Here is a 23759-nt window from a genome sequence, read left to right as displayed (position 1 = left end):
GCAAACATTTTGTTTTTACATCAGGAGGGTTTAGCTTGTTAAGTATTATAGGTATATCCATTATTCTTATTACTGTTGCTTTACTTATATGGGGAAAAGCGAGTCCAATTGTTGCCATGATTATTGTGCCCCTTGTTGGTGCACTTGTTGCAGGTTTTGGATTTACTGAAATTACGGATTTCTTTGAAATAGGGATTGACCGCGTACTCAATGTAGCCATTATGTTCATCTTTGCGATACTGTTCTTCGGTGTTTTACAAGATACTGGTTTTTTTGAGCCTATTATTCGCGGGATGGTTCGGCTGACTAAAGGGAACGTCGTTACTGTCGCGGTTGGGACAGCTGCAATTGGTACTATTGCTCATCTCGATGGTGCCGGTGCAACGACTTTTCTATTAACTATTCCAGCATTACTACCGTTGTACAAGCGTCTTGGTATGAGTCCATATTTACTCGTGATGCTTGTTGGTATAAGTGCAGGTATTATGAATATGGTTCCTTGGGCTGGTCCAACTGGTCGAGTAGCTAGTGTCATTGGCGGTGATCCCGTTGAAATATGGCTACCACTTATTCCTATGCAAATCATTGGTGTTGTTCTTGTGTTAATCCTCGGGTACGTGTTGGGAATACGAGAGAAAAAACGCATCCAAAAAACCGCTCATTCTGAAGCCGCAGCAACAGCAATGACCGATGCGGATATGAAAGAGGCGCTTGATTCAATTAGCAATTCTGGAGATCCCGCATTAAAGCGCTATCATCTTATTTGGCCAAATGCCATTTTATTTGTAGCTTTAATCGGTGTATTAGTTTGGAACCCTCTCCCATCTGCTTATATTTTTATGATTGGGCTTGTGTTGGCACTAATGATCAACTATCCTAACGTCCAAACACAGATGGATCGCATTAAAGAACACTCTCCTAGTGCCTTGTTAATGGCTGCGGTTATTTTATCAGCTGGTACATTTCTAGGGGTTTTGACAGGATCAGGGATGTTAGAATCTATTGCGATAGACAGCGTTGCTATTCTACCTGCTGCCGTCTTACCGTTTCTCCATATTATCATTGGTCTACTTGGCGTACCGTTTGATATTGTCACAAGTACAGATGCCTACTACTTTGCTCTTCTACCTATTGTAGAAGGAATTACGTCAGAGGTTGGTGTTGCAAGTACTTCAACTGCCTATGCATTGCTCATCGGAAACGTGGTTGGTACATTTGTAAGCCCTTTAGCTCCGGCTGTCTGGCTAGCTGTTGGACTTGCAGGGATCGATATGGGTAAATACATTCGTTACTCCTTCTTCTGGTTTTGGGGTTTCAGTATTGTCATGGTCGTAATCGCTATTATTATTGGGGTCGTATAAGAAGCAAAAGCACTCTCGTTCATGAGAGTGTTTTTTGTGTTTCTCTTCACAGGCTGAACCTTATCAAGTTTCCCTGAAAAATTCTTCGTATTTTAGTTTTACATCTAGCCTTAACGGTTATCTTTTCTGTAGTAGACATTTTAAATCAATTGAGGGGAGAATGTACATGCCATATCACATCAAAGTCTATGTTATAGGTAGAGAACAGCCCATTTATGAATCAATAAGGGATGATGGAGACGTGAATAAAGCAGCTAAATCGATTGATGGTGCATTAACAGAAAACAAGATTGTTTCATTCGGAGTCATGAAAGAAGACGAAGTACTCGTGCGCTCTGAAAATGTCACACATGTTGAAATTACGGAAACATCGAAATCCTAATGAACGGAACTCTTGCTTCAAAGCTCTTAGACCTAAGATAAAACCCCAACGATAAACGCTAACCAGCTTATCGATGGGGTTGTTTAGTCAATAAAGTCCAAAACGAAATTGGCTTATTCCTTATGCCAGCTCCAAGTTGCTTGTTTTCATTCCAACGAAAACAAAGAAGATTTAGTGTTGGTTTGTTAAATAGTCAATCGCTTTGTTCAAGAACCGATCAAAATTTTTAGGATAATCATGGTCTAATCCGTTTACTAATTCAAACACATGCTTTACGTTCTTTTTCTCTAGCAATTCAATAAACGTATTCGTACAGTCAAGAGAATCTTCATCTTGATCACCACAGATAATGTACCCTTTTATGCCTTTGTCTGCCATCATAGCTAATTCATCAGCATACTGCTCGACATCTGGTAACCAAGGTCCCACAAAAATAAACCCTTGTACTAGCATATCACGTTTTAAAATGGTGTTTAAAATAACACCTGCCCCAGCAGAGAAGCCTCCAAGAATGATAGGTCCATGATTCACCTGAACATTCTGTTTCATTGTTTCATAATGAGTTTGCAACTCCATTGATCCTTTTTCTACATCATCCCAATTATAACCACCTGAGAATTCTATCTGAGAAGACTGTGGCAATCCTAACACGAAACCATTTGATGTAACCGTTTGCCAATTGACTTTTGTAAACGAAGTGTTTTCTTGGTTTCCATGCAGGGCGATGAATAAACCCTCTTTTGTACGATCTTTATCTGGAACAATCACTTCCAATGTCGATTCAGCATTTTTTTTCGCTTCTTCTTCTCTATTTCTACATAGATCAATCATGTATTGAAATTCCTCGTTCTTACGAAGGGAATCCAAGTCCTCATCTTCCAAAAGGTAGGTATAAGAATACCAATGACCGTTCTCAATGATCGCCTCTTTCATTATTGCTAAGGCTTCATCTTCGTGTCCAGATGCAGCAGCCAAAGCGTACTGAAAGTTGTAAATTTGAGCATGGTTTCCTTCAACCTCATTCGCATGTTTAGAAATATAGTGATAGGCTTCTTCCGCTCCATTTGTTTTATATTTTTCCAATGTTGTGTTCAGTAATTTCGTATACTTCATTTGTAAGATCGTTGCCCCCTATTAGTTTGTAAAGTTCTGTACATTCATCTAAATTGATTCTTTTCAACGCTTAAATGAATATTTTTTTAAAAACAATCATAATATTTACACACATTAAAACATACCATAAGCATATTGGTAAAACAAGGTTATCGTTACACCTAAAGTCCTAGAGAATTTTTAAAAAATAGAGGCTGGGACAAAAGTAGATAGACAGACCAAAATGACGAACATTCCTGAAAATAGGAACGTTCGTCGTTCGTTTTATATGAAAATGAGCGGAAGGAGAATCCGAAGACTCCTGGGGGATCAGCACGTGTCTGAAGACTCTGGAGTGGCGGTTTTTCACAAAGGAGGCTGAGGCCGTGTCCCCGGAAAGCGAAGGATTCTCCTGTAGCGGTGCTACTCAGCATATTTTAGACTATTCGTCTTTTCAACTACTACTTTTCGTTATGTCCCAGCCTCTTTTGCGCTTTAGCGCTTCATCTTTACCGACTGAAAGGCTCGTTTTTTTATTCATCCTTGCTTTCAAGATAAGCATTTAAATGCTCATAGACTTTGTTTTGATCTGCTTCAAGCTTATTCCCTGTATCAACGAGTGGGCTGAGCGTTGAGTACGCTGGCAATTTATCATTATTGTATACTTGAATAATTTCATCCTGATTAATTGCATAAAGAACCGCTTTTCGTAAATCAACGCTTTCTGCTACATCGCGGTTAGAAGTGTTGAACGCGAGATACGTTACACCGTTACTTGGAATACTTTGTAGTTGAAGCTTTTCATCACCTTCAACAAGATCCATTTTATTTTCCGGTACGCCGTAATACATATCAATTTCCCCACTACGTAAAGCCGAAAGTGCTGAATCAGAGTCACTTATAAATCGAACCCGTACTTCTTCAATTGTTGGCTCATACTCTGTTCCTGCTTGATAACCTGGGTTCTTCAAAAATACTGCTTCATAGTCGTTCTTATGCGTCATGATATACGGACCGCTTGCATACAAACTATTCTCTAAACCACTGCCTTCTGTCACTAAACGCTGATCGCCATAAGGAATGTCTGTATTAACATCAAACTCTTCAACGTTATAGGTGTTCACTGATTCGACTTGCGACTTCGATACAATGCCAGCTGATTGATGAGCTAAGTAATTTAATACTTGAGGGAACGGCTCAGTTGTCGTCAATTTCACAACTTGATAAGCCCCCTCCTCTGAATTCGCAGCATCTTTGTCTGTGACAAGGGAATCAATCGATTGATCAAGACCAGATTCCAACTGTTCAAGAATTGAATCTGAGCTTCCAGCCAATGTCGCGTTTTCTAATTCGGTTATATCGGAAACAGCCGTCACTTCACCGATATGTTCATGAAGGGTATACGTCCGATGATCTGGCACAGAATCGCGATTAGACGCTCTCTCTAAAGAGAAAATAACGTCTTCAATTCCTACACGCTCCTCTGTTTCTACCACATCTTCACCCTCTACCGCCGCAAAGAAGAGATCATCTCGTAAAACGAAATAGTAATCCTCATTTCCCTCTGCAATGGCGTATTCATATGAAAGAGAGGCATCCGCTGTAATCTCATCATCATCGGTTAAATTCACTAAACGAACATACATATTCGTATTCAGTTGATTAATTGAACCGTCATTCCCCTTAATCGGGTCAAGGGATGTTAATTCTGAAATCGCTTGAGTCAGTACAAGCGGTCTTTCCTCTTGGTCTTCTTCATTTACATACCGAACACTGTCCCAAGCAAATGCGCGTGATTTTGATAGACGAACCGATTCCTCTTGTAGCACATCTTGATTAAACGCCTGGTTTTTCATAGACGTATAGAGTGGAACGATATAGGCATTCTCGGTTACTAGAGTTTCTTCTAATTCACGATACGTATCGGTATACTCTTCTGGTGATTCGGTTGAACCTTGTTCAATAAGTGCATCAATATCGGCATCGTCTATTAAACTATTGTCACCATCTGATTTAAATAATGAACGAATCGCATAATCAGGGTTTCCTGTCACTGTCGTCCAGCTAGAGATAGCAATATCATAATTGCCAGCATCTCGCTGCGAAACAAAGCTGCCATAATCAGGCTGTTGGTTAATTGAAACCGTAAATCCATTAGACGTTAACTGATCACGTAAAATGTTGATATCTTGTTCGTTGCTACTCATTGCCAGTAATTCTATGTCAACTGCTTCTGCTGGCGGTTCAACGTCTGATGCCTCTCCCTCCACATCGTCACGTGTTGTGACATTACAAGCACTTAGTGCCACCAAAGCAAAAGCCGCGAGTGTTAGTCCCCATTGTTTCTTCATGTTACATCCCCCTTAGATTTGTTTTACGATAAACGTGGATCGGTTGCGTCACGTAAGCCGTCTCCTAAAAAATTAAACGACAATACGAGTAAAATGATTGCTAGACCTGGAAATAAAGCAAGATGAGGCTGACTTTCTAAATAGGAGCTTCCTAACCTTAAAATATTGCCCCATTCTGGTATATGTGGTTCAACGCCTAAACCAAGGTAGCTTAAGCTGCTTGTCGCCAAAACTGCGGTGCCAACTGTTAATGTTGACCGAATTATCATTGGAGACATGGCATTTGGAATGACATGCTTCACTAAAACCTTTATATGATTTGCTCCTAAAGCACGAGCAGATTCAACATATTCTAGATTGGATACTTGTAATACATTGGCACGCATCGTTCGTGCATAACCGGGAATCGCTCCTACACTTAAAGCCAAAATTAAATTGACTGTACTTGCACCGAAGGCCGCTATTATGGTAATCGCAAGCAGGATATCAGGAATAGCATACAAAACGTCGAGAGAACGCATAATCACATTATCTGAACGACGGCCGAAATAACCGGAAATAGCTCCTAAAATCCCTCCAATGACAAACGGAACAAGGGTTGCAACAAACCCTACAATTAAAGAAATCCGTGCCCCAAATATGACGCGTGAAAATACATCACGCCCATAATTATCTGTGCCGAACGGATGGGCAAGGCTTGGTTCAGCTAGAATCGTACTGTAATTATTGGTAATAGCATCTCCGTAATCAAAAACACCATAACTACTAACAGATATCATAAATAAAAATAGAATGAAAAATAATCCAATCATCGGCGCTGGGTAAGAAATTAATTTTTCTAGTAGCCCTCTCTTCTGTTGTTCTTGAATGAACATTGTATAGAGAACGAATAAGACGAATAGATTTCCTGTTACAACTGTTAGTAACAGGAGAATTCCTAGACCCCGCTTTCTATTCCTCGTTGACTTCTGAATGAATGGAAGTGCAAAAAAGAACAACAGGTGTATAAGCAATACACTAAATAAAAGAATCATAGATGGGATAAATGTATTTGCCACGTAGGGCTTAAATAAATTCACTAACGACACAAGAATGACGAGCACATCTGCAAGAATCATATAAAAGGCAAGAATCGTCGTTGCAGTTCGTTTTTCTTTCACGACATAGAATGCAGCTAATGACGCAAAGACATTCCCTGTAAAAACACCGAATAACAGTACCCACGCTAAGCCTTTGCTAACGCCATCTCTTTCATTGTCTTTATAGCGACGTTTATGAACAAGAAAAAGAAGGAAGCCGTGCAACATCAGTATGATAAATTGGATAGATGTATAAAGAAAGAAGCCACCATATTCGCCCCTACCGTTTAGATTCACTAACGTTAACAGAAGAAAAAATCCAGTCGATAAAAAGAAGAAGAAGCGAACCTGACGAAATGTAAACTGTTTTCTAGCTCGATCCACACGCTCACCCCCTAACTAGTATTCTTTCATTTTTGCTCGTATCCGTGGATCAAGGAATGCATAAAGTAAATCAACCAATAAATTAATAATCGAAATCACAATCGCTATATAAATAACACCGCCAAGTACAGCTGGTATATCAGGAATAAATTGTTTATCCACAATATAACTACCTAATCCACTAATGTTAAAGACCTTCTCCACAACGGCAGCACCACCAAGCATTCCACCAAATTGAAGACCAATGATGGTGACAACAGGAATTAACGCATTCGGTACTGCGTGCTTTACGATAACCGTCCATCCAGACAGTCCTTTAGCTTTTGCTAGCAACATATAATCTTCCTGTATGACATCCAGTGTTGAGGAACGTGTCATTCGCGCAACCGCAGCTGTTAAACTCGTTCCAAGCACAATTGCTGGCATCAGCAACGAAAGATTGTTCGTGCTACTGTAAGTTGCCGGGAGCCAGCCTAGTTGAATCGAAAACTGCAATATCATGACTAGACCTAGCCAAAAACTAGGAATTGAAAGCCCAATTAATGCAACAAACATAAAGAACTGATCATAAAATGAATGTCGTTTTACAGCTGCATAAATACCAGCTGGTACCGCAATCACAATCGCTAAAATAAGGGATAAAAGCGTTAACTGTAGTGTCACTGGAAACCTACGAAATATGGTTTGAACAACCTCTTCATTTCCTTCGTACGACTGGCCTAAATCAAATGTCCATACGCCTTGAACCGCTTGCCACAGCTGAGTAAAGTATGCTTGATCAAGCCCATAAACCCGATTAAATGCTTCAATTTGCTCTTTTGACGCTTGCTCTCCTAATAAATTTATTGCTGGATCAAATGGTGATAAATAAAGGATCGTAAATACGAGTGCGGTTACGCCGAACACAACGTACACCATCATTAGCAAGCGCTCAGCAATGTATTTAACGTATGGATTCGCATAAATCATAAGCAGTACGTACATAGGCAATGCAAGAACAAGGCCCACTGTAAAGCCAACTGGCTTTGTTAAAAAAGCTGACACATCTCTTCGTAGTCGTTGAAGCAGCTCTCCTTCGTTTTGGCCATTTAATTCTTGTTTAAGTCGTGCATCCACAATTTGGCTTGTTACTTGTACTGATTTCTCTTGCTTAAAAAAAGCTTGTTTTTTCTTTTCTTGATCAACTAATTCTTGCCGTCGACGTTCGGATTCCGCAAAAACAGTTGTTGTCGAAGGTTGTACTAGCACAACGACCAACCGAATGATATGTAGTGGTAATCCGAGCAACAACAGTAAAAAACGATACGATGGTTGCTGCATCGCTTTATCATATTGAGAAGCGATAAAGGCTGTGACTCGCAACGTGGACAATCTCTCATCACCTCCAACTATAAAAAAATCTATAAATGTATGTATGAATATAGCACCGCTTGCCTGTTAAGTCAATTAAGTATATTGATTTAATCGGGATTTAATTTTATGATAAGAAATAGAACGTAAACGGAGGATTTTCAATGGAGCAATTAATGCGCATCTCAGACTTATCAGTTGGCTTTATAAATGGTGATGATTATATTGAAGCGGTCAAACAGATAAGTTTCACGATTAATAAAGGAGAAACCCTTGGCATCGTTGGAGAATCAGGTAGTGGCAAGAGCGTCACAGCGAAAGCGATTATGCAACTACTTTCTCCTTCTGCTGTCTATGGTGATGATAGTCAAATTGAATTCTTATCAACTAATTTACTAGATTTACCTGAGAAAAAGATGCAGCGTATTCGTGGTAAAGAAATTGGAATGGTGTTCCAAGATCCAATGACATCTTTAAATCCGACTAAGACAGTTGGCAAACAAATAACAGAAAGCATTCGGAAACATCAGAAGCTTACCCCTCATAAAGCTAAACAAGAAGCATTGGTACTAATGGAAAAAGTCGGCATTGCAGAAGTTGAACAGCGATTTAAACAGTACCCTCATGAATTTTCAGGCGGAATGAGGCAGCGCATCGTTATTGCCATCGCTCTTGCATGCAAACCTCGCCTCCTTATTGCAGATGAACCAACTACCGCACTCGATGTAACGGTGCAAGCTCAACTATTAGATTTATTAAAAGACATTCAAGCTGAGACAGGTACATCCATTTTGCTTATTACACACGACTTCGGTGTCGTAGCAGAACTGTGTGATCGAGTAATCGTAATGAAAGAAGGAGAAATTGTAGAGGAAAATCAGGCAACAGACATCTTTGATTACCCACAACATCCTTATACGAAGCGCTTACTGGATGCTTTTCCTAAGATGATGACGGATAAAGAAGAACCTACTTTTTCAGATAACAAGCCGCTGCTTCAAGTTCGCAACTTAAAACAGTATTTTCAATTAGCAAAAGGGCATGTAACGAAAGCAGTCAACGATGTTTCCTTTACCATTTATGAAGGCGAGTCATTTGGATTTGTCGGTGAGTCTGGATCTGGAAAATCAACAACTGGTCGTTCGCTGCTTCATTTGCATAAACCGACTAGTGGAGAAGTTCTATATGAAGGCTTTGACCTAGGGCATCTGACACCAAACGAATTAAAACACATGCGTCGCCATATTCAAATTATCTTTCAGGACCCATATGCCTCATTAGATCCACGCCTGAAAATTATTGATAGTATTGGCGAAGCACTTGATTTGCATCAATTAGTACAGACGAAGCAAGAGCGTTACACCCGTGTCGTTGAACTCCTAACATTAGTAGGCTTAGACCGTGACATGGCTTATCGCTACCCTCACGAATTCTCAGGTGGGCAACGACAACGAATTGGCATTGCGCGGGCACTGGCAGTTCAACCAAAGCTTATTGTGTGTGATGAAATTCTTTCTGCACTCGATGCATCCATTCAGACCCAAATGATCGAGCTACTCAAAGACCTTCAACAGAAGCTTGGGCTAACATATCTCTTTATTGCCCATGATCTCTCGATGGTCCAGCAATTTTGCGATCGCGTCGCTGTTATGTACAAGGGGAGAATAGTCGAAATGGGATCGACAAAAAAGATTTTCGAACAACCCCACCACCCTTACACAAAAAATTTGTTGGCTGCCATACCGATTACCAATCCTAGCCTGCGTCGCTATGAGCCAGTTCCGACGCTGCCATTACCCTTTATTGAAGAAGAGGCAGATCATGAATTGGTTGAACAAGCCTCACATCATTGGGTTGCTAGATCGGCTGTATATGAGAAAATCACTACGAATGTCTGAACAACGCGTCTAACACCATCGGTAGCTGTCGAGCAGTTACTGGTGGTGTATTTTTATGAATGCACGTTACCTAAAAATAAACAAATAGCGTATTGGGAAATATCAAATAGTTCTTACATGAATTCCCTTTTATTAGTAAAATAAGCCATATACGAAGAAAGGAGGGGGTTACATATGTCGGACTTCATTCGCTCAGAAATTGTCGGGGCGAAGATTGTAGAATGGTACAGTTGCATTATTGCTCGATCCGTTGATCAAGCGATTCATCTGCAAGCTGAAATTAAGGACATGCTTAATAAAATGGAGGAAAGTGACCAAATTCTTGCTTATTACTCCCTTGTCGAGTACCGCTTTAACATGATGATGGATCAAACAACAGATAGAGAAGCAGGCGACGAAATGTTTAATCGCATTGACCCTATTGTAAAAAGTTCCATGGATAATCTCCTACATTATTACTATTATTTTATTAGTGGTCAGCATGAATTTCTTCAAGAGCATTATCGCAGTGCAATTAAATTATTTCGTAAAGCAGAGCGATTGCTAGAATATGTAAAAGATGACGCAGAAGAGGCAGAATTTCATTATTACATGGGGTCAAGTTTATACAGAATAAATCAATATGTATTTGCTAGCTCATACTTAGAAGATGCAATTGTTACGTTCAAACGTCTTCAGTACACGGAAAAAACCATTTTCAGTTATAACTTGTTAGCTGGTTTATTTTCTGAAACAGATAATTATGAAAAAGCAAATGACATCTTGCAAGAAAATCTTGTAAGTGCACGTAACTACCCCGTTGCTGAAGTCATTGTTCTTCGTATGCTCGGTATTAATGAATATCGTTACAAAAACTATTCTGCCGCAAGAGGATATTATGAGAAGGTCTTAGAAAAGATGGGGACAGAAACAAACCCACTCATCACAAAAACAAAATATAATTTAGCTTTAACGCTATTCAAGCTTAATGAAATGGAAACCGCAGTTATCTTCTTAAAAGAAGGATTACAAGAGGCAAAGTATTTTAATATGACAGAATTCATTGCAAATTGTTCCATATTAAAGGGCTTGTACGTTGACGAGAACCATTATCTCATTGACCGGTCTCTCCAAATGTTAAAAGACCATGACCTACACTTCGAAATTGAAGAAATGGCAGATGAATTAGCGATCTATTTTGAAAAACAGAAGCGAACTGATCTCTCTCTAAAATATTTACGCGAAGCTTATTCTTCAAAGAAAAACCTATTAAAATTAGGAGTTGATTAATATGAAAAAATGGGCTCCCATAGCCTTACTAACCATATTGTTCTTTTCTTTTCCCTCAACCACAAGTATCGGTGAGCTTATTGATCCTCCTATAGACGCACATTCTAAAGCTGATACCGGTCATTAAATGTACTAATAGAACCACAAGGGTTCTATTTAAATTCTTCTACTCACTCACAAGTCCAACTACACATTTAAATCGCGATTGCGTCTTTTGTTGCTTCTTTACCCCTTCTTTGCTATCTAGGATGAGAATGGTGTGACCAACCCACAGTCGCAAATAGAGAGAGCGAACCGATACCGGGCCTTTCCAGCCCCTATATTCCATTTCGGTTCCATCTCTATACTCGACTTCGGTTCGCAACAACCAACGATTCCCCCACCCGCACTCAATATATTTCATTCGCAACGACTCCTCTAATAAAACGCTTCCAATCATGCAGCCCGTTCCATTCTAAAAATAACTTTTCTGTTCCTCTGTAAAGCGATAACAAAAAGGCAAAAGAAAAGAAACAACGACAAACAAGAGCAACATCATACCTATATACGCTAGAAATGAAATAGCGGTAAACGTCCTAACAATAAACAATGGAATAAATGCCATAAGAAAGATCAAACCAAAATTTAGCTTACTTCGCTTTGACTGGTACTGCTTCTCTCAGCAGGATGGGCATTTAGTTTTTGCAAATGTACATACGTACGCTTGTTTATAGGAGTAAGTATATTGACACGACCAACAACTTGGCAAATTCATCAGGCATCTCCTCCTTTTTTTTCATTGTACCATGACAAAAGAAGCTACTGTACCCGTTAATCCACTTCCGTTTTCCAATGCCCTTCATTGAATGTAAACAGCGTAGTGGATTCGTTAAGAAGCCCACCACGCTTACATGCATATCTTCTTCATTTTCTGCCTACAATTACATAAAGTGGCTCCTTACCTAGCTTCATTCCAGGAAATGATTTAGTAACAATGGTAAACCCAGCATTCATCATTTCCTGTTCCATTTCTCCAGAGAAGACTCTTGGTCCTGACGCGTTTTCCGTTTTCTCTATATCAATGCAGACAAATACCCCACCTTGCTTTAGAGTCGATCGAATTTGGTCTAACACAGCAGATAACGGCTTCACTTCATGTAAAGAAATAGAGGCAATCGCTGTATCGACATGATCTTTAGGAATCGGTATTGATTTAAAATCTCCAACAATAGGTTCAATGTTTCGAATGCCGCTTTCGTCACTTGTTTTCATGAGGTACGCTAAAATGTCTTTGTCTGAGTCAAGTGCGTACACTTTATCGACTTTAGTTGCCACGGCACGAGCCACGTAGCCTGTTCCGGTACCAACATCCAAAATCGTATCCTTTTTATTAATTGTAAAGTACGAAAATAAGTCTTCAGCAGGAAACCGTTGTAACCCTTCTAAATTTGCTATTTTACGTTGGATCCGATTGTTCATTTTTTATCCCCTTAGATAATAGATATAACAACTCTTTAATAACTATAATAAAAAGAAAAAGATTTGTACAGCTTTATGCTTCATATTTATAACGACACTATTTTCTTATGCTCACTATCCTTCATGCTACTAAGTCACATGAAGGTGCCTACTTACGGCTTAAATTGGAAAGCGTATAATGAGCTTCAATCAAGGTAAGCTTAGTAAAGCGTGCAATCGCTAACGATATAGGAGGGATTCTTATGGAAATGGAAGGACAAGCAATTATCGTAACAGGTGGCGCAAGTGGTATTGGTAAAGAAACCGTTAAACAACTTGCAGCTAAGGGAGCGTCAGTTGTGATTGCTGATTTTAACAGTGAAGCGGCAGCATCACTCGCAACAGAAATGGATCTTGCAGATAAAGTTGTTTCTTATAAAGTCGACGTCTCAAAAGCAGAAGAAGTAGAAGCAATGGTTCATTGGACCGTAGAAAAATTCAATACAATTAATGGGATTTTTAACAATGCCGGTATCGGGCTTGTAAAGCCACTGCTTGAACTAGATCCTGCATCTTATCATAAAGTCATAGACGTTGATCAGCATAGTGTTTATTACGGTATTTACTATACTGCGAAGAAAATGGTTGAATTAGGTGTAAAAGGAACAATTGTGAATACAGCATCCATTTATGGTTCTATTGCTGCCTTAGGAAGTTTTAATTACAATGCAGCGAAAGCAGCCGTTGTGATGATGACAAAATCAGCAGCCTTAGAACTTTCTGATTACGGAATTCGTTCTGTTGGCGTTGCGCCAGGATTTATTGATACCCCCATTTTAGGCGACTCTGATGAAGCGAAAGAACAACTTGCCCAACTTCACATGCGTCAACAATTAATTAAACCTGAGCAAGTCGCAAATGTCGTTACGTTTTTATTTACAGACGCAGCCAATGCTGTAAACGGTCAAACCATTCCAGTTGACGACGGCTTCTTAAGCTTTAAAACAAAGTAAATCAGAAGCTTAGAATGCAACAAAAGGACGAATGATTCCCGTGATCGGCTCCCTGACTAGAAGACACGATAAAACGTGAAAACATAGGAGGGAGCCTATTACATTGGGCATTCGTCTTTTGTTTTTTCGCTATCCTTTTATTCCTGTAAAAGTGATACCGTTAATAAACGTTTTTTGCATAAAGAAGAAGAGGACGATAATGGGTAATGTCATCATGGTAGATACAGCCATCATTAGATGCCATTGAGATCCTTGCTGGTTTTGGAATTGTTGTAATCCTAATGAAAGCGTGTAAGACGCTTCTTCTGTTAAGTAAATGAGCGGCCCAAGAAAATCTGTCCACGAGGCCATGAATTGAAACAACGCAATGGCTAGAATGGCTGGCTTTGCTAAAGGGAACATAATCTGCCAGTAAATCCGCCATTCACTTGCTCCATCAATCTTTGCTGCTTCCCTTAATGTATCTGGCAATCCTTTAAAAAACTGACGTAAAAGGAAAATAGAGAACGGAACCCCAAAGAATGCTGGTACAATGAGAGGTAAATTCGTTCCAACCCAACCAAACTGATTAAAAAGTAAAAACAACGGTATCATCGTTACTTGAGCCGGTATCATCATTACGGCAATCGTAATGGCAAACATCATGTTCCGTCCACGCCATCGTAACTTGGCGAAACTATAAGCAACGATTGGGCAAGAAATGACAACTCCTAAAGTGCTTAATCCTGTGATCACTGCGGTGTTATATGTGTACGTCCAAAATGGGATATATTGAGTCGCTTCAATATAATTTTCCCATTGAAAAGGACGAGGAATAAACTCTGGCGGAAAACTAAACACTTGCGTTATTGGTTTAAACGATGTCGACACCATCCAAATAAACGGAACGAGAAAGATGATAGACGCGATGATCAAGACAGTATGTGCATAAATTTTTTTGAAACGCTTCTTAGCAGTTGCTTCCACTTCTCATTCCTCCTCAATCACCTTGATAGTGAACCCATTTTTTTGAACTCCAGAAAACAAGACTCGTTAGTACTAGAATAATGAGAAACAAAATCCACGCCATTGCCGAGGCATAGCCCATTCTAAAATAACTAAACGCATTATCGTACAAATACATGACGTAAAAGGTTAATGAATCAGCCGGTGTTCCTGTTCCATTCGTCATGGCATAAGGCAACGTGAACTGTTGGAAAGCACCGATAAAACCCATTACTAAGTTAAAAAAGATAACCGGTGTTAATAAAGGCAACGTAATTTTAAAGGTCTTTTGTAAGAATGTTGCGCCATCTACTTCGGCTGCTTCGTAATATTCTTGAGAGATATCACTTAATCCAGCTAAATAAATGATTACCGCTTGCCCAATTCCCCAAAGCGACATTAAAATCAGGGCTGGTTTTGACCAGAACGTACTTCCTAGCCACGGTGGTCCTTGAATGCCGACAAAATCAAGCATCGCATTGACTAACCCAAACTGAGGGTTTAAGAGCCACACCCATAAAATCGCTAAAGCCACATGTGGTACAAGGGTCGGTAAGAAAAAGATCGTGCGATAGACCGCCATTCCCTTTACCTTCATGTTCAGCACCATTGCAAGAGCAACACCGAAGATGATACTAAGTGGTACAAAAAAGACAGCAAAATATATGGTGTTATAAATGGAAATCCAAAATAAATCATCTTGAAACAGCTCACGGTAATTAGCTAATCCTATGAATTCACCACTTTGAAGAATACTGAAGTCTGTAAAGCTGTAATACATAGACGAAAGCAACGGGTAACCAAAAAAGAGTAGTAGCCCGATTACCCAAGGCATCGCAAACAACCAGCCTGTAAGGTTTTCGTTTGACCGTCGTTTATTCACTCTAACTTTAGGTGGTTTATTCGTTTCAAGTTGCGCCATATGAACCCCTCCTATTCCTCAGCCTCTGCTTGGTTTACCCTTTTCTGAACACGCTCTAAAAGCTCTTGTGGCTCTCCTCTTCCATGAATGGCATACTCTACCGCTCTGTCTAATTCATTCCACAATAATTGGCCACTAGGAATAGGTGGTCGTGCATTTGAGCTCGGTAAAATATCAATAAATTCAGTCATTATTGGATCATCATGATACAAATCTTCGTTCACTTTATCAATCACAGACATTTGATTATTGATTTCACTGTAGGTCATTTGCCCCTCGTAACTACCAAAGTACTTCATGAACTCCCACGCTTCTTCAGCATGATGGGCACCTTTTGGAATAATGACAGATGTCCCACCTGACCATGTAGCGAAATCATCTCCAGTTGGTGTTGGTATCGGTGTGACACCATAATTCAGATCCGGTTTATATTGCTGAATCGTTGATATGGAAAACGGGCCATCGACTTTCATACTATAAATTCCTTGAATAAAAGGATCCATTTCATTACTTCCTTGAGCCGTATCAAAACTCGTTACAGTTGCTGCGTCGTATTGATCTGCGATGGAAACGAGCCATTCCAGTGCCTCCACATTTTTAGGATGATCAATGGTTAACGTATTCGTTTCCATATCATAGAAATCACCACCAAAAGTCCAAGCCCACGTATACAACCAACCTTGAGCTGTCCACGGAACCATTCCTAATTCCTCAACTCGCCCGTCCTCTATCGTAGACAGCTTTTCGATAGCCTCTTCCAATTCTTCTATTGTCGTAGGTGGGTTTTCTGGATCAAGTCCGACTTCCTGAAAGCGGTCTTTATTATAAAATAGTAGACGTGAATCCGTCGTAATGGGCATGGCATAAATGTCATCGTCATAAGTCGTTTCATCGACAGCATAGTCGTAATACAAGTTCATATCGTATTGATCTTGTTCAATAAACGGTGTAAGTGGTTCTAGTGAGTTTTCTGCTGCATATTGGGCAACTTTAAAACGGTCAAAGTGAGCAAGGTCGGGTGGATTCCCTCCTGCAATGGCAGTAAGTAATCGTTGGTCATCTCCTTCTGTTGAAGCACTATAGATTTCTTGCACAAAAATATCATCTTGACTCTCGTTAAAATCGGATACAACTTGGCGAATAGCCTCAAGCCCTCTACCAGTGTGATTGTGCCAATAGGTAACAGTCGTTTTTCCTTCAATCGTAATCGTTTCTTCAATTGCATCGGATTCTTCTGCTGAACATCCCGCTAACACCATAACAACAACAACACTTGTCAAACTAGGAAAAACCCAATGTCCTCTCCCTCTTATGACTGACAAAACTTGTACCCCCCTCTTATGAGTAAGCGTTTTCATTTACTTAAAAACACTTTTTCCGCTTCTTTATGTCACTGTAAGAATCGTGCCTGTATCACTTTATTTATTATTAGGGTACCACGCTCAAGTTTAGGATTATACGCTAAAAATGCCTAATAATTTCGATTATTTGTCATGGATTCAAACCTGCACTTATCTATTTTCCAACAAATCTTTATCCATAAGGCCGTATTCTTTGTTCGTCTAGCACGCATATTCGTCTGTTTTTGTCACCCTTACCATACTCCCGCTTATACATAATAGAGAAAGTCACTGCCACTTTATACAAATAAAGGACGTGAGCACCTTGGGTAAAAAAAGTTACCCTACTAACCAGTTCGCAGCAACATTTCTCGCTCAAAACCGAACTCATTTTAACACACCAGGTCACCGTAAGAGGGGAACCGAATCTACATTTAGAAAATTAGCCAAAAGCCACTTGTTAGAACTTGATATGATTGACGTTAACGTATTAGAATCATCCGTTTTAAACGATGTCACAAGCGAGATGGCAAAAGCCTATAAAGCGGATCGAAGCATTTTATCTACTCAAGGGACGAGCACCGCTATTATGGCTATGATTCTGGCAACATGCAACGATGGCGGAAGAATGATTGTTCCGCGGAATGTACACCGCTCCGTGATAGCCGGAATCATTCTCGCCGGGGCTGAGCCTCTCTTTCTTGAAACTGAATTTGATAACGACCTTGGTATATCCAATCATTATTCAGCGAAATCCCTCCTACATGCTGTCAATCAGTATACAAACATTCAAGCTATCCTGCTAATAAACCCCACCTATTTCGGTGTTTGTACAGATTTAAAAACGATTGTATCCATTGCTCACGAAAAACGTATACCTGTCATTGTAGACGAGGCACACGGAGCCCATTTGCCTTTCCATCCTCAGTTACCTGTTAGCGCAATGGAAGCAGGTGCTGACCTAGCAGCAACAAGCCTGCACAAGCTTGGTGGCTCAATGAACCAAACGTCCATTCTTCTATATCGAGAAGGGCTGGTTGACTTTAGTAGAGTTCAACATGCGATGAACTATTTATTGTCTACTTCGCGTCCTTTTCAACTCATTGCTTCCCTTGATTCAACTCGCTATCAGCTAGAGCGACAGGGAAGGCTGCAGCTTCAAAAAACATTAGCACTTGCTGATGACTTTCGTTCAAAAGTAAATACACTAACAGGCATTTCATGCCCAACTAAAAAAGAACTACTTCATTCAGGTGCCTCATTTGATCTTGATCGGTCAAAAGTCATCATAAAAATTGATACACTCCCTCTCTCTGGCTACCAATTAAAGGACCTGTTAGAAAAAGAATATACTATCCTACTTGAACTAGCTGACACTCGCTACGCTTTAGCTGTATTCACAATCGGCACAAAGAAAAAAGACGCAAAGAAACTATATACTGCGCTAAAAAAACTAGTCGCTCGCTATCAAGAAACGCAACCATCGACTCACCCTGTGGTACAACCACCAGCACCAATAATGAGCATGACACCAAGAAAAGCCAGCTTCTCACCGCAACAACTTATCCCTCTGACAGCTAGTCTCGGTAAAATTAATACAGAATTCGTTATTTCTTATCCCCCAGGAATACCGATTCTCATTCCAGGTGAAAGAATTACTCAACAGCACATGGACTTTATTCTAAATCAACGCAATAGCGGTGCTACTTTCGTTGGTTCACAACATCCAAAGCTAGAAGAACTAACGGTTATTGAAGAGAAGACGTAACGCCATTTCTGCTTTCATTTAAATCTGTGCATCTCAGGCGCATGGGCTTATTCTATGTGCATAAAGGCTCTACCGTTTTTATTGGTAGAGTTCTTTTTTTCGTATTTGACTACATTCAACTGACACCTTAGATGTTTAATGATGTACGATAATTCTATACACGATAGAATGCGTTCCCCCGTGATTGTTTTCGTCACTTTTCATCATTATCAGAGCTGGTCATAAAGGAGGTTAGATGTATATGGAGCTTAAAACGCATCTCAAACGATTAGAGGAATTACATTTAAGTGGAGCCGTCCGGAAATCGGGTGAAGCCCTTGGTCATGTCCTAGCAGATGATTTTTTTGAATTCGGAAGTTCAGGGAAGGTCTTCACTCGACAAGATTTCGTCGATGGCGCAAGCCCCCACACGTTAACTTTGCATGATTGGACCATGCATCCACTTGGTGATCAAGCGGTTCTTACTACTTATCGAGTGAAAAACCATAGCTTAAACAGAGAAACGCTAAGAAGTTCGATTTGGACACACGACGGAACGGAGTGGAAGCTTTATTTTCACCAAGGGACACGAGTGAGCGAGTAGACGAAGTAGGCAAGAGAATAACACTTCTCCCTCTACCCGTATCGTCAAAAAAAGCGCAGGTTGGTGAACCTGCGCTTTTTCTATCGTGTATGCTTTTGGACGTGTAGACGTTTCACTTCGCCTGCTAATTCTTCGTCAGGTCCATCAACAGAAATTGTTTTAACTACATCCTTTATCCCTAACGGGTGCAAATTGCCCGGTGCCAATCCCATCTCCTTTTTCCACTCACGCAATTGCTTTGATGAGCTTGCATAAACAATTCTGCCTAGCCCTACTAGACCGTGAGCAGCTGCACACATTGGGCAATGTTCACCGGACGTGTAGACAGTTGTAGTCTTCCGTTCTTCGGCTGTTAAGTGAGCAGCAGCCCACCTCGCGATTGCGAATTCAGGATGTTGCGTTTGATCACCGCCAGAGACATGATTATGATCTTCAACTAGTATGTCACCATTTGCTGAAACGAGTATAGATCCGAACGGTTCGTCTCCATTCTTTAGCGCTTTCTTTGCCAATTCAATACATTGAATTAAGTAGGCTTTATCTTCACTCGTAATCATTATACATCCTCCTTTTGATAAACAAGCGCTCCTTTAAAAAAGCTAGCGTTCACATCATTTTGTCTGGCAACAAATTCTGCTGTAGACGAGCTGTCAACAAGAATAAACGAGGCGTCCATTCCTTCTTTAAGCCACGGCTGACCTTCTTCTATCAAAAGAGGCTGACCTGTAATGAGTTCTAACGCGTGTGTTAACGTATCCTGCTTCGTTAAACGAAACATCTCAGCATAACGATTAAGCTTTTCAGTTACCTTCCCTGTTCCAAAAGGAGACCAAGAATCGTAAACATTGTCACAGCCAATTCTTACATGTACACCATACGAACGTAATTCTTCTAAAGGCGGGATAACACCTGTTATGGGAACACTTGATACAACTGAAATACCAGTCTCCGCTAAATCCGTAAAGATCTCAGCTCTTTCTTCTTCAACAAAGTCGTTCAACCCAAATGCATGGCTAATCGCCACCTTACCTTGCCAACCGCTTTGCTTTGTGTAATCAAGGAGCGTCTTGACTGTTTTTCGCCCATGCTCCCCACGGTCATGAACGTGAATGTCAATGGGAACATGAAACATTGTAGCGAGCTCAAAGGTTTTAGAAAGCGACTTCTCAACATCACCATCAAGAGAAGATGGGTCTACTCCCCCAATCAGATCAACACCGGCTAGAAGAGCTTGCTTCACTTCTTCATAGGCATCTGAACGCAGCATACCGTGCTGGGGGAACGCTACTAGTTCATAGTCAAGTTTCCCTTTATAATTGCGTAACACGTCTTGTACTTCTTCTAAATATCGTTGTCCAACTTTAGGGTGAACGTCAATATGCGATCGAAAGAACGTAACGCCATTTGCCAATTCAAGATTAATTAAATTGCGTGCACGTTCTTTTAACGAGAGGTCTAACTGATCGAGTTCGTTTATTTCCTGCGTAAAACGCTCTACAATCGAATTCGCTGGCGTAATTGGTTGCCATGGCACACCAAGCTTACTTTTGTCTAAATGACAATGCATCTCCTGTAAACTTGGTAATAGCAACTGTCCGTTCCCATTAAAGCCATCTCTTTTTCCTGATGGCTGAATCTCCGCTACTTTACCGGCTTCCACTTTTATATCAAACGATAGGGTTTTGCTTCCATAAATAAAGTCACCTTCTGTTTCGAACCCTGTTTCCATACGCACATTCCGAATCCACTCACCCATATCCTTCACCTCAATGTTCTTATTCTGCTTCTACTTTACCCCGCTCATTAACAGTCAGTAAAGCAATTTGATCCGGCTATCATCCATCAGATGAAAGCATCGTTTTCGCCATTTCCACCATATCGTTTAAGCCTGATGACAACGCAAATTCAGCGACAAGCACCGGCGACGCAGCACGAAGTTCAATAATATGCTGTTTCATCCCTTGCCACACACGTCCGCCTCCCTGCTCATACGTGACAAGTAATTGATCCAACCCTTCTTCTCCAAAGAGTTGATAATGGGCAGCGAAATCATCGGACACGTCGCCAACAGATACTTCCGTCCAGTCGATTATACCGGTCACTTCTAATTCCTTGTTTAACAAAATGTGTCCCGGATGCAGATCTCCATGCTTCACACCTGAAAAAGTCGGCCAAATCGTATCATTTCCTAGCCACGCTTGCCAGCGCGCCCACAGTTTTGGGTGAATATCAAAATGGTTTTTTACATTGTTCATTCGTTTTTCCATATGAGATTGAAGTGATACTCCATTTAGTATGTCAACACCTGTTAGCGCCATTTGATCGCTTGGAACATTGTGTAGATCCGCCATCACCTTACCTAAAGATTGAAGATAGGAATAGGGCACTTTTGTTTCATCAAAGGTCCATACGTACGCTTGCTTTTCCATATCAATCGTCGCTGCTGGCGTACCATTTAGCTCTTTATAGGCAATCAATTCTTTTGAAAAAATAGTCCACTGAGGCACTTGAAAGCTTACTTGTTTGTTAAGAATCATTAAAGCGGCTTGTTCTTTTTCACCATGTTTTAAAGAGTCCTCCCTACGAGGAATGCGTAAAATCCACTTTTCACCTGTCGAGTCCTTTGCGTGCGCTACACGAAAATCAAGCCCAGATTCGTTCACTTTTATTGAGTTCTCTTCTAGTTGTAATTGATAACGTCTAGCTAATTGTATGATTTCTGCTGGATTCATTCTTTCCATCTCCCTTTAGTAGTTTGCGATTTTCAATTGTATAGAGAACGTCCGCTACTTCTTGTAGAAACGTTCGATCATGACTAACAAGAATAACCGTTCCTTTGTATGCTTTTATACACTTCTCTAATGCTTTAATGCTCTGTACATCAAGAAAAGTTGTTGGCTCATCTAATACAAGAACATTCCATGCACCTAAGAAAAGATGGCAAAGCTGTAGTCGGATAGACTCCCCTCCACTCAAGTCACTCACATTTTTCTTCACATCGTTCCCAACAAAGCCCATTGCAGCTAATGCAGAGCGAATCTGTCCCTCTTCCTGTTCGCTATTCTGCTTCATCGACTCTAAAATAGACATCCTTTCTTTCCGTTGAAAATTAAATTGCTGATAAGAGCCAAACCGAACATTCGGTGAAACCGTTATCCCTTCATTTCGATTTACGATCGATTGTAGCAACGTCGTTTTTCCTGAGCCATTCTTGCCTGTAATTGCAATGGTTTTATCTAAAGGAAATTGAAAGCTGGCGTCTTCTATTAACACACGGTCTTGTTTTTTTACGGTTAATTGATTGGCAAAGATCGGCACTTTATTGTGGATTTGTAAATACGCTGGCTGGTGAAACACAATCGGTCTTTCACTCTCGACGGCATCTACTTCTGGGAGTTGCTGAGCACGTTGTTCGAGTGCCTTCGCTGCGCGTTGAATAGACTTTTCACTTGTTCCTTTTGATTTTGTCATAAACATGCGATTCGCTGTCGCTTTTGTTTCTTTCTTTGACATCGACCGATTCCCACTCGTTAGATGTCTGGCTTTTTTCTTTTTCTCTTCAGCGGCAGCTAAGAGCCGCTTTTTTTCCGTTTTTATCCGTTCATGCTGCTCTTGTTGAACCTTTTGTTCCATCCTTTTTTGCGCTTCATAAGCAGAATAATTCCCACTGTACTCTTTTACTTGACCGTCTTTCAACTCCCAAATCGTCGTCACGAGCTGATCTAATACATACCGATCGTGACTAACGATCACAAGCGCCCCATAATAATGGCGAAGTTCTTCAACGAGAAAATCCACTCCCTTTTCATCGAGGTGAGTTGTTGGTTCATCTAATAGCATGCCCTCTTGATAGGTACTAAACAGCTGTGCTAATTTGAGACGTGTTTGTTCACCTCCACTCATGTCTGCTTGACTACGATTGGGAACCTCAAGCCTACTAATCCATTCACCCTCCACTTTTTCTTTTTCATAGGCTTCTTTTTGAGCGAAATAAGCAAAGTGAATATGCCGATGAATATGACCTCTATTTGACTGAACGCGCCCCTCTAGCACGTTTAAAAGCGTACTTTTTCCGCTTCCATTTTCCCCAACAATGCCAATTCGATCAAATTGGTAGATAGGCAAGCGATCTATTTCCAAAATAAGTTGATCTCCATGCGTTACATGGACACCGCTAAGTTCTACTACTAATTGTTCCATTTTTACACGTCCTTTTTATGATGAGATAAAAGGCGTATCATCATAAAAAACCACAGACAAACGGCGTCTGTGGTTGCGGGTAAACGAGGGTAGAACAAAGACAGGTCTCCCTTTTTCGCAAAAAAAAGAAAGACAGCCTAATCTGCCTTTCTCCCCGTTTTATATAACCGGTGAAGGTTGTTAAAAATGTGCAGACTACTCCCGTTTACCCTGTTTATGAAAACAGAGCCTTTGAACATATAGAATTACTGTTTGTTCAAAGTTTGCTGGCGTAATCTTGCTGGTAACATTCTTAACATTCCTCCTATCAGTAAAGTTAGTGTTACTATAAAGGAGATAACCTATG

General features: G+C 40.4%; 20 protein-coding genes. 7 read left to right on the top strand and 13 right to left on the bottom strand.

The annotated features are described in order from the left end of the window. Nucleotides 1–35: 35 nt before the first annotated feature. Both FPV17_RS03740 and FPV17_RS03735 read left to right on the top strand, forming a co-directional pair. Nucleotides 36–1361 carry a CitMHS family transporter gene (locus tag FPV17_RS03740; RefSeq protein WP_124741390.1) on the top strand — a complete coding sequence of 442 codons (1326 nt, stop codon included), beginning with the start codon at nt 36–38 and terminating at the stop codon, nt 1359–1361. Nucleotides 1362–1527: 166 nt separating this feature from the next. Further along, complete coding sequence (locus FPV17_RS03735; protein WP_038476988.1) at nt 1528–1743, top strand: hypothetical protein; 216 nt, start codon at nt 1528–1530, stop codon at nt 1741–1743. Between the two features lie 171 nt (nt 1744–1914). Here the strand turns inward: FPV17_RS03735 and FPV17_RS03730 are convergent, their stop codons facing one another. From FPV17_RS03730 to FPV17_RS03715, 4 genes are all read right to left on the bottom strand, one after another. Beyond that, nucleotides 1915–2856, bottom strand: a complete 942-nt coding sequence (locus FPV17_RS03730) for an alpha/beta hydrolase (protein WP_124741389.1) — start codon at nt 2854–2856, stop codon at nt 1915–1917. 512 nt (nt 2857–3368) lie between these two features. Next, nucleotides 3369–5186, bottom strand: coding sequence for an ABC transporter substrate-binding protein (locus FPV17_RS03725; protein WP_144558100.1), 1818 nt, complete (start codon nt 5184–5186; stop codon nt 3369–3371). 23 nt (nt 5187–5209) lie between these two features. Then, nucleotides 5210–6649 carry an ABC transporter permease gene (locus FPV17_RS03720; RefSeq protein ID WP_144558098.1) on the bottom strand — a complete coding sequence of 480 codons (1440 nt, stop codon included), beginning with the start codon at nt 6647–6649 and terminating at the stop codon, nt 5210–5212. Between the two features lie 15 nt (nt 6650–6664). Beyond that, entirely contained in the window at nt 6665–8020 is a 1356-nt protein-coding gene (locus FPV17_RS03715) for an ABC transporter permease (protein ID WP_246117120.1), read from the bottom strand. A gap of 143 nt (nt 8021–8163) precedes the next feature. On the opposite strand from FPV17_RS03715, the gene FPV17_RS03710 reads away from it, so the two are divergent. Together FPV17_RS03710 and FPV17_RS03705 are read left to right on the top strand one after the other, a co-directional pair. Beyond that, nucleotides 8164–9897 (top strand): ABC transporter ATP-binding protein, encoded by a 1734-nt coding sequence (locus FPV17_RS03710; RefSeq protein WP_144558096.1) that lies wholly within the window; start codon nt 8164–8166, stop codon nt 9895–9897. A gap of 174 nt (nt 9898–10071) precedes the next feature. Beyond that, complete coding sequence (locus tag FPV17_RS03705; protein ID WP_144558094.1) at nt 10072–11166, top strand: response regulator aspartate phosphatase; 1095 nt, start codon at nt 10072–10074, stop codon at nt 11164–11166. A 166-nt stretch (nt 11167–11332) separates the two neighbouring features. Here FPV17_RS03705 and FPV17_RS03700 read toward each other — a convergent pair whose 3' ends face one another. Together FPV17_RS03700 and FPV17_RS03695 are read right to left on the bottom strand one after the other, a co-directional pair. Further along, nucleotides 11333–11569 (bottom strand): DUF3977 family protein, encoded by a 237-nt coding sequence (locus FPV17_RS03700; protein WP_038476969.1) that lies wholly within the window; start codon nt 11567–11569, stop codon nt 11333–11335. A 500-nt stretch (nt 11570–12069) separates the two neighbouring features. Beyond that, nucleotides 12070–12624, bottom strand: a complete 555-nt coding sequence (locus FPV17_RS03695) for a class I SAM-dependent methyltransferase (RefSeq protein WP_144558092.1) — start codon at nt 12622–12624, stop codon at nt 12070–12072. A gap of 242 nt (nt 12625–12866) precedes the next feature. Between FPV17_RS03695 and FPV17_RS03690 the strand changes: the two genes are divergently transcribed. Next, complete coding sequence (locus FPV17_RS03690; protein ID WP_038476964.1) at nt 12867–13616, top strand: SDR family NAD(P)-dependent oxidoreductase; 750 nt, start codon at nt 12867–12869, stop codon at nt 13614–13616. A gap of 129 nt (nt 13617–13745) precedes the next feature. On the opposite strand, the gene FPV17_RS03685 is transcribed toward FPV17_RS03690, so the two are convergent. The 3 genes from FPV17_RS03685 to FPV17_RS03675 are packed head-to-tail and all read right to left on the bottom strand — an operon-like array spanning nt 13746 to nt 16844. Beyond that, nucleotides 13746–14582 (bottom strand): carbohydrate ABC transporter permease, encoded by an 837-nt coding sequence (locus FPV17_RS03685; RefSeq protein ID WP_035397380.1) that lies wholly within the window; start codon nt 14580–14582, stop codon nt 13746–13748. Between the two features lie 13 nt (nt 14583–14595). After that, nucleotides 14596–15522, bottom strand: a complete 927-nt coding sequence (locus tag FPV17_RS03680) for a carbohydrate ABC transporter permease (protein ID WP_035397382.1) — start codon at nt 15520–15522, stop codon at nt 14596–14598. 11 nt (nt 15523–15533) lie between these two features. Then, entirely contained in the window at nt 15534–16844 is a 1311-nt protein-coding gene (locus FPV17_RS03675; RefSeq protein ID WP_246117119.1) for an ABC transporter substrate-binding protein, read from the bottom strand. 343 nt (nt 16845–17187) lie between these two features. Between FPV17_RS03675 and FPV17_RS03670 the strand changes: the two genes are divergently transcribed. Continuing rightward, nucleotides 17188–18630 carry an aminotransferase class I/II-fold pyridoxal phosphate-dependent enzyme gene (locus FPV17_RS03670; protein ID WP_144558091.1) on the top strand — a complete coding sequence of 481 codons (1443 nt, stop codon included), beginning with the start codon at nt 17188–17190 and terminating at the stop codon, nt 18628–18630. A 241-nt stretch (nt 18631–18871) separates the two neighbouring features. After that, the gene (locus tag FPV17_RS03665) at nt 18872–19213 is read left to right on the top strand and encodes a nuclear transport factor 2 family protein (protein ID WP_035397384.1); all 342 of its coding nucleotides are present in this window, start codon (nt 18872–18874) and stop codon (nt 19211–19213) included. 80 nt (nt 19214–19293) lie between these two features. Here the strand turns inward: FPV17_RS03665 and FPV17_RS03660 are convergent, their stop codons facing one another. The 4 genes from FPV17_RS03660 to abc-f all read right to left on the bottom strand — a co-directional run bounded on the left by FPV17_RS03660 (nt 19294) and on the right by abc-f (nt 23413). Further along, entirely contained in the window at nt 19294–19770 is a 477-nt protein-coding gene (locus FPV17_RS03660) for a nucleoside deaminase (RefSeq protein WP_144558089.1), read from the bottom strand. Next, nucleotides 19770–20969, bottom strand: a complete 1200-nt coding sequence (locus FPV17_RS03655; protein ID WP_144558087.1) for an amidohydrolase — start codon at nt 20967–20969, stop codon at nt 19770–19772. The genes FPV17_RS03660 and FPV17_RS03655 overlap by 1 nt, the downstream gene beginning before the upstream one ends. Nucleotides 20970–21048: 79 nt before the next feature. Next, the gene (locus FPV17_RS03650; protein ID WP_144558085.1) at nt 21049–21945 is read right to left on the bottom strand and encodes a macrolide 2'-phosphotransferase; all 897 of its coding nucleotides are present in this window, start codon (nt 21943–21945) and stop codon (nt 21049–21051) included. After that, the gene (gene abc-f / locus FPV17_RS03645; protein WP_144558083.1) at nt 21914–23413 is read right to left on the bottom strand and encodes a ribosomal protection-like ABC-F family protein; all 1500 of its coding nucleotides are present in this window, start codon (nt 23411–23413) and stop codon (nt 21914–21916) included. The genes FPV17_RS03650 and abc-f overlap by 32 nt, the downstream gene beginning before the upstream one ends. Between the last annotated feature and the right edge of the window lie 346 nt (nt 23414–23759).

This window comes from Shouchella miscanthi (genome assembly GCF_007725405.1).
Lineage (GTDB): Bacteria > Bacillota > Bacilli > Bacillales > Bacillaceae_D > Shouchella > Shouchella hunanensis.
Note: the sequence above shows the minus strand (reverse complement) of the source record. Positions and strands in the feature narration are given on the sequence as shown.

Excerpts from the sequence above, each read along its gene's own strand:
- FPV17_RS03735 (WP_038476988.1), top strand. The coding sequence starts at position 1,528 with ATGCCATATCACATCAAAGTCTATGTTATAGGTAGAGAACAGCCCATT.
- FPV17_RS03730 (WP_124741389.1), bottom strand. The coding sequence starts at position 2,856 with ATGAAGTATACGAAATTACTGAACACAACATTGGAAAAATATAAAACA.
- FPV17_RS03725 (WP_144558100.1), bottom strand. The coding sequence starts at position 5,186 with ATGAAGAAACAATGGGGACTAACACTCGCGGCTTTTGCTTTGGTGGCA.
- FPV17_RS03710 (WP_144558096.1), top strand. The coding sequence starts at position 8,164 with ATGGAGCAATTAATGCGCATCTCAGACTTATCAGTTGGCTTTATAAAT.
- FPV17_RS03705 (WP_144558094.1), top strand. The coding sequence starts at position 10,072 with ATGTCGGACTTCATTCGCTCAGAAATTGTCGGGGCGAAGATTGTAGAA.
- FPV17_RS03700 (WP_038476969.1), bottom strand. The coding sequence starts at position 11,569 with ATGAAATATATTGAGTGCGGGTGGGGGAATCGTTGGTTGTTGCGAACC.
- FPV17_RS03695 (WP_144558092.1), bottom strand. The coding sequence starts at position 12,624 with ATGAACAATCGGATCCAACGTAAAATAGCAAATTTAGAAGGGTTACAA.
- FPV17_RS03690 (WP_038476964.1), top strand. The coding sequence starts at position 12,867 with ATGGAAATGGAAGGACAAGCAATTATCGTAACAGGTGGCGCAAGTGGT.
- FPV17_RS03680 (WP_035397382.1), bottom strand. The coding sequence starts at position 15,522 with ATGGCGCAACTTGAAACGAATAAACCACCTAAAGTTAGAGTGAATAAA.
- FPV17_RS03665 (WP_035397384.1), top strand. The coding sequence starts at position 18,872 with ATGGAGCTTAAAACGCATCTCAAACGATTAGAGGAATTACATTTAAGT.
- FPV17_RS03660 (WP_144558089.1), bottom strand. The coding sequence starts at position 19,770 with ATGATTACGAGTGAAGATAAAGCCTACTTAATTCAATGTATTGAATTG.
- FPV17_RS03655 (WP_144558087.1), bottom strand. The coding sequence starts at position 20,969 with ATGGGTGAGTGGATTCGGAATGTGCGTATGGAAACAGGGTTCGAAACA.
- FPV17_RS03650 (WP_144558085.1), bottom strand. The coding sequence starts at position 21,945 with ATGAATCCAGCAGAAATCATACAATTAGCTAGACGTTATCAATTACAA.
- abc-f (WP_144558083.1), bottom strand. The coding sequence starts at position 23,413 with ATGGAACAATTAGTAGTAGAACTTAGCGGTGTCCATGTAACGCATGGA.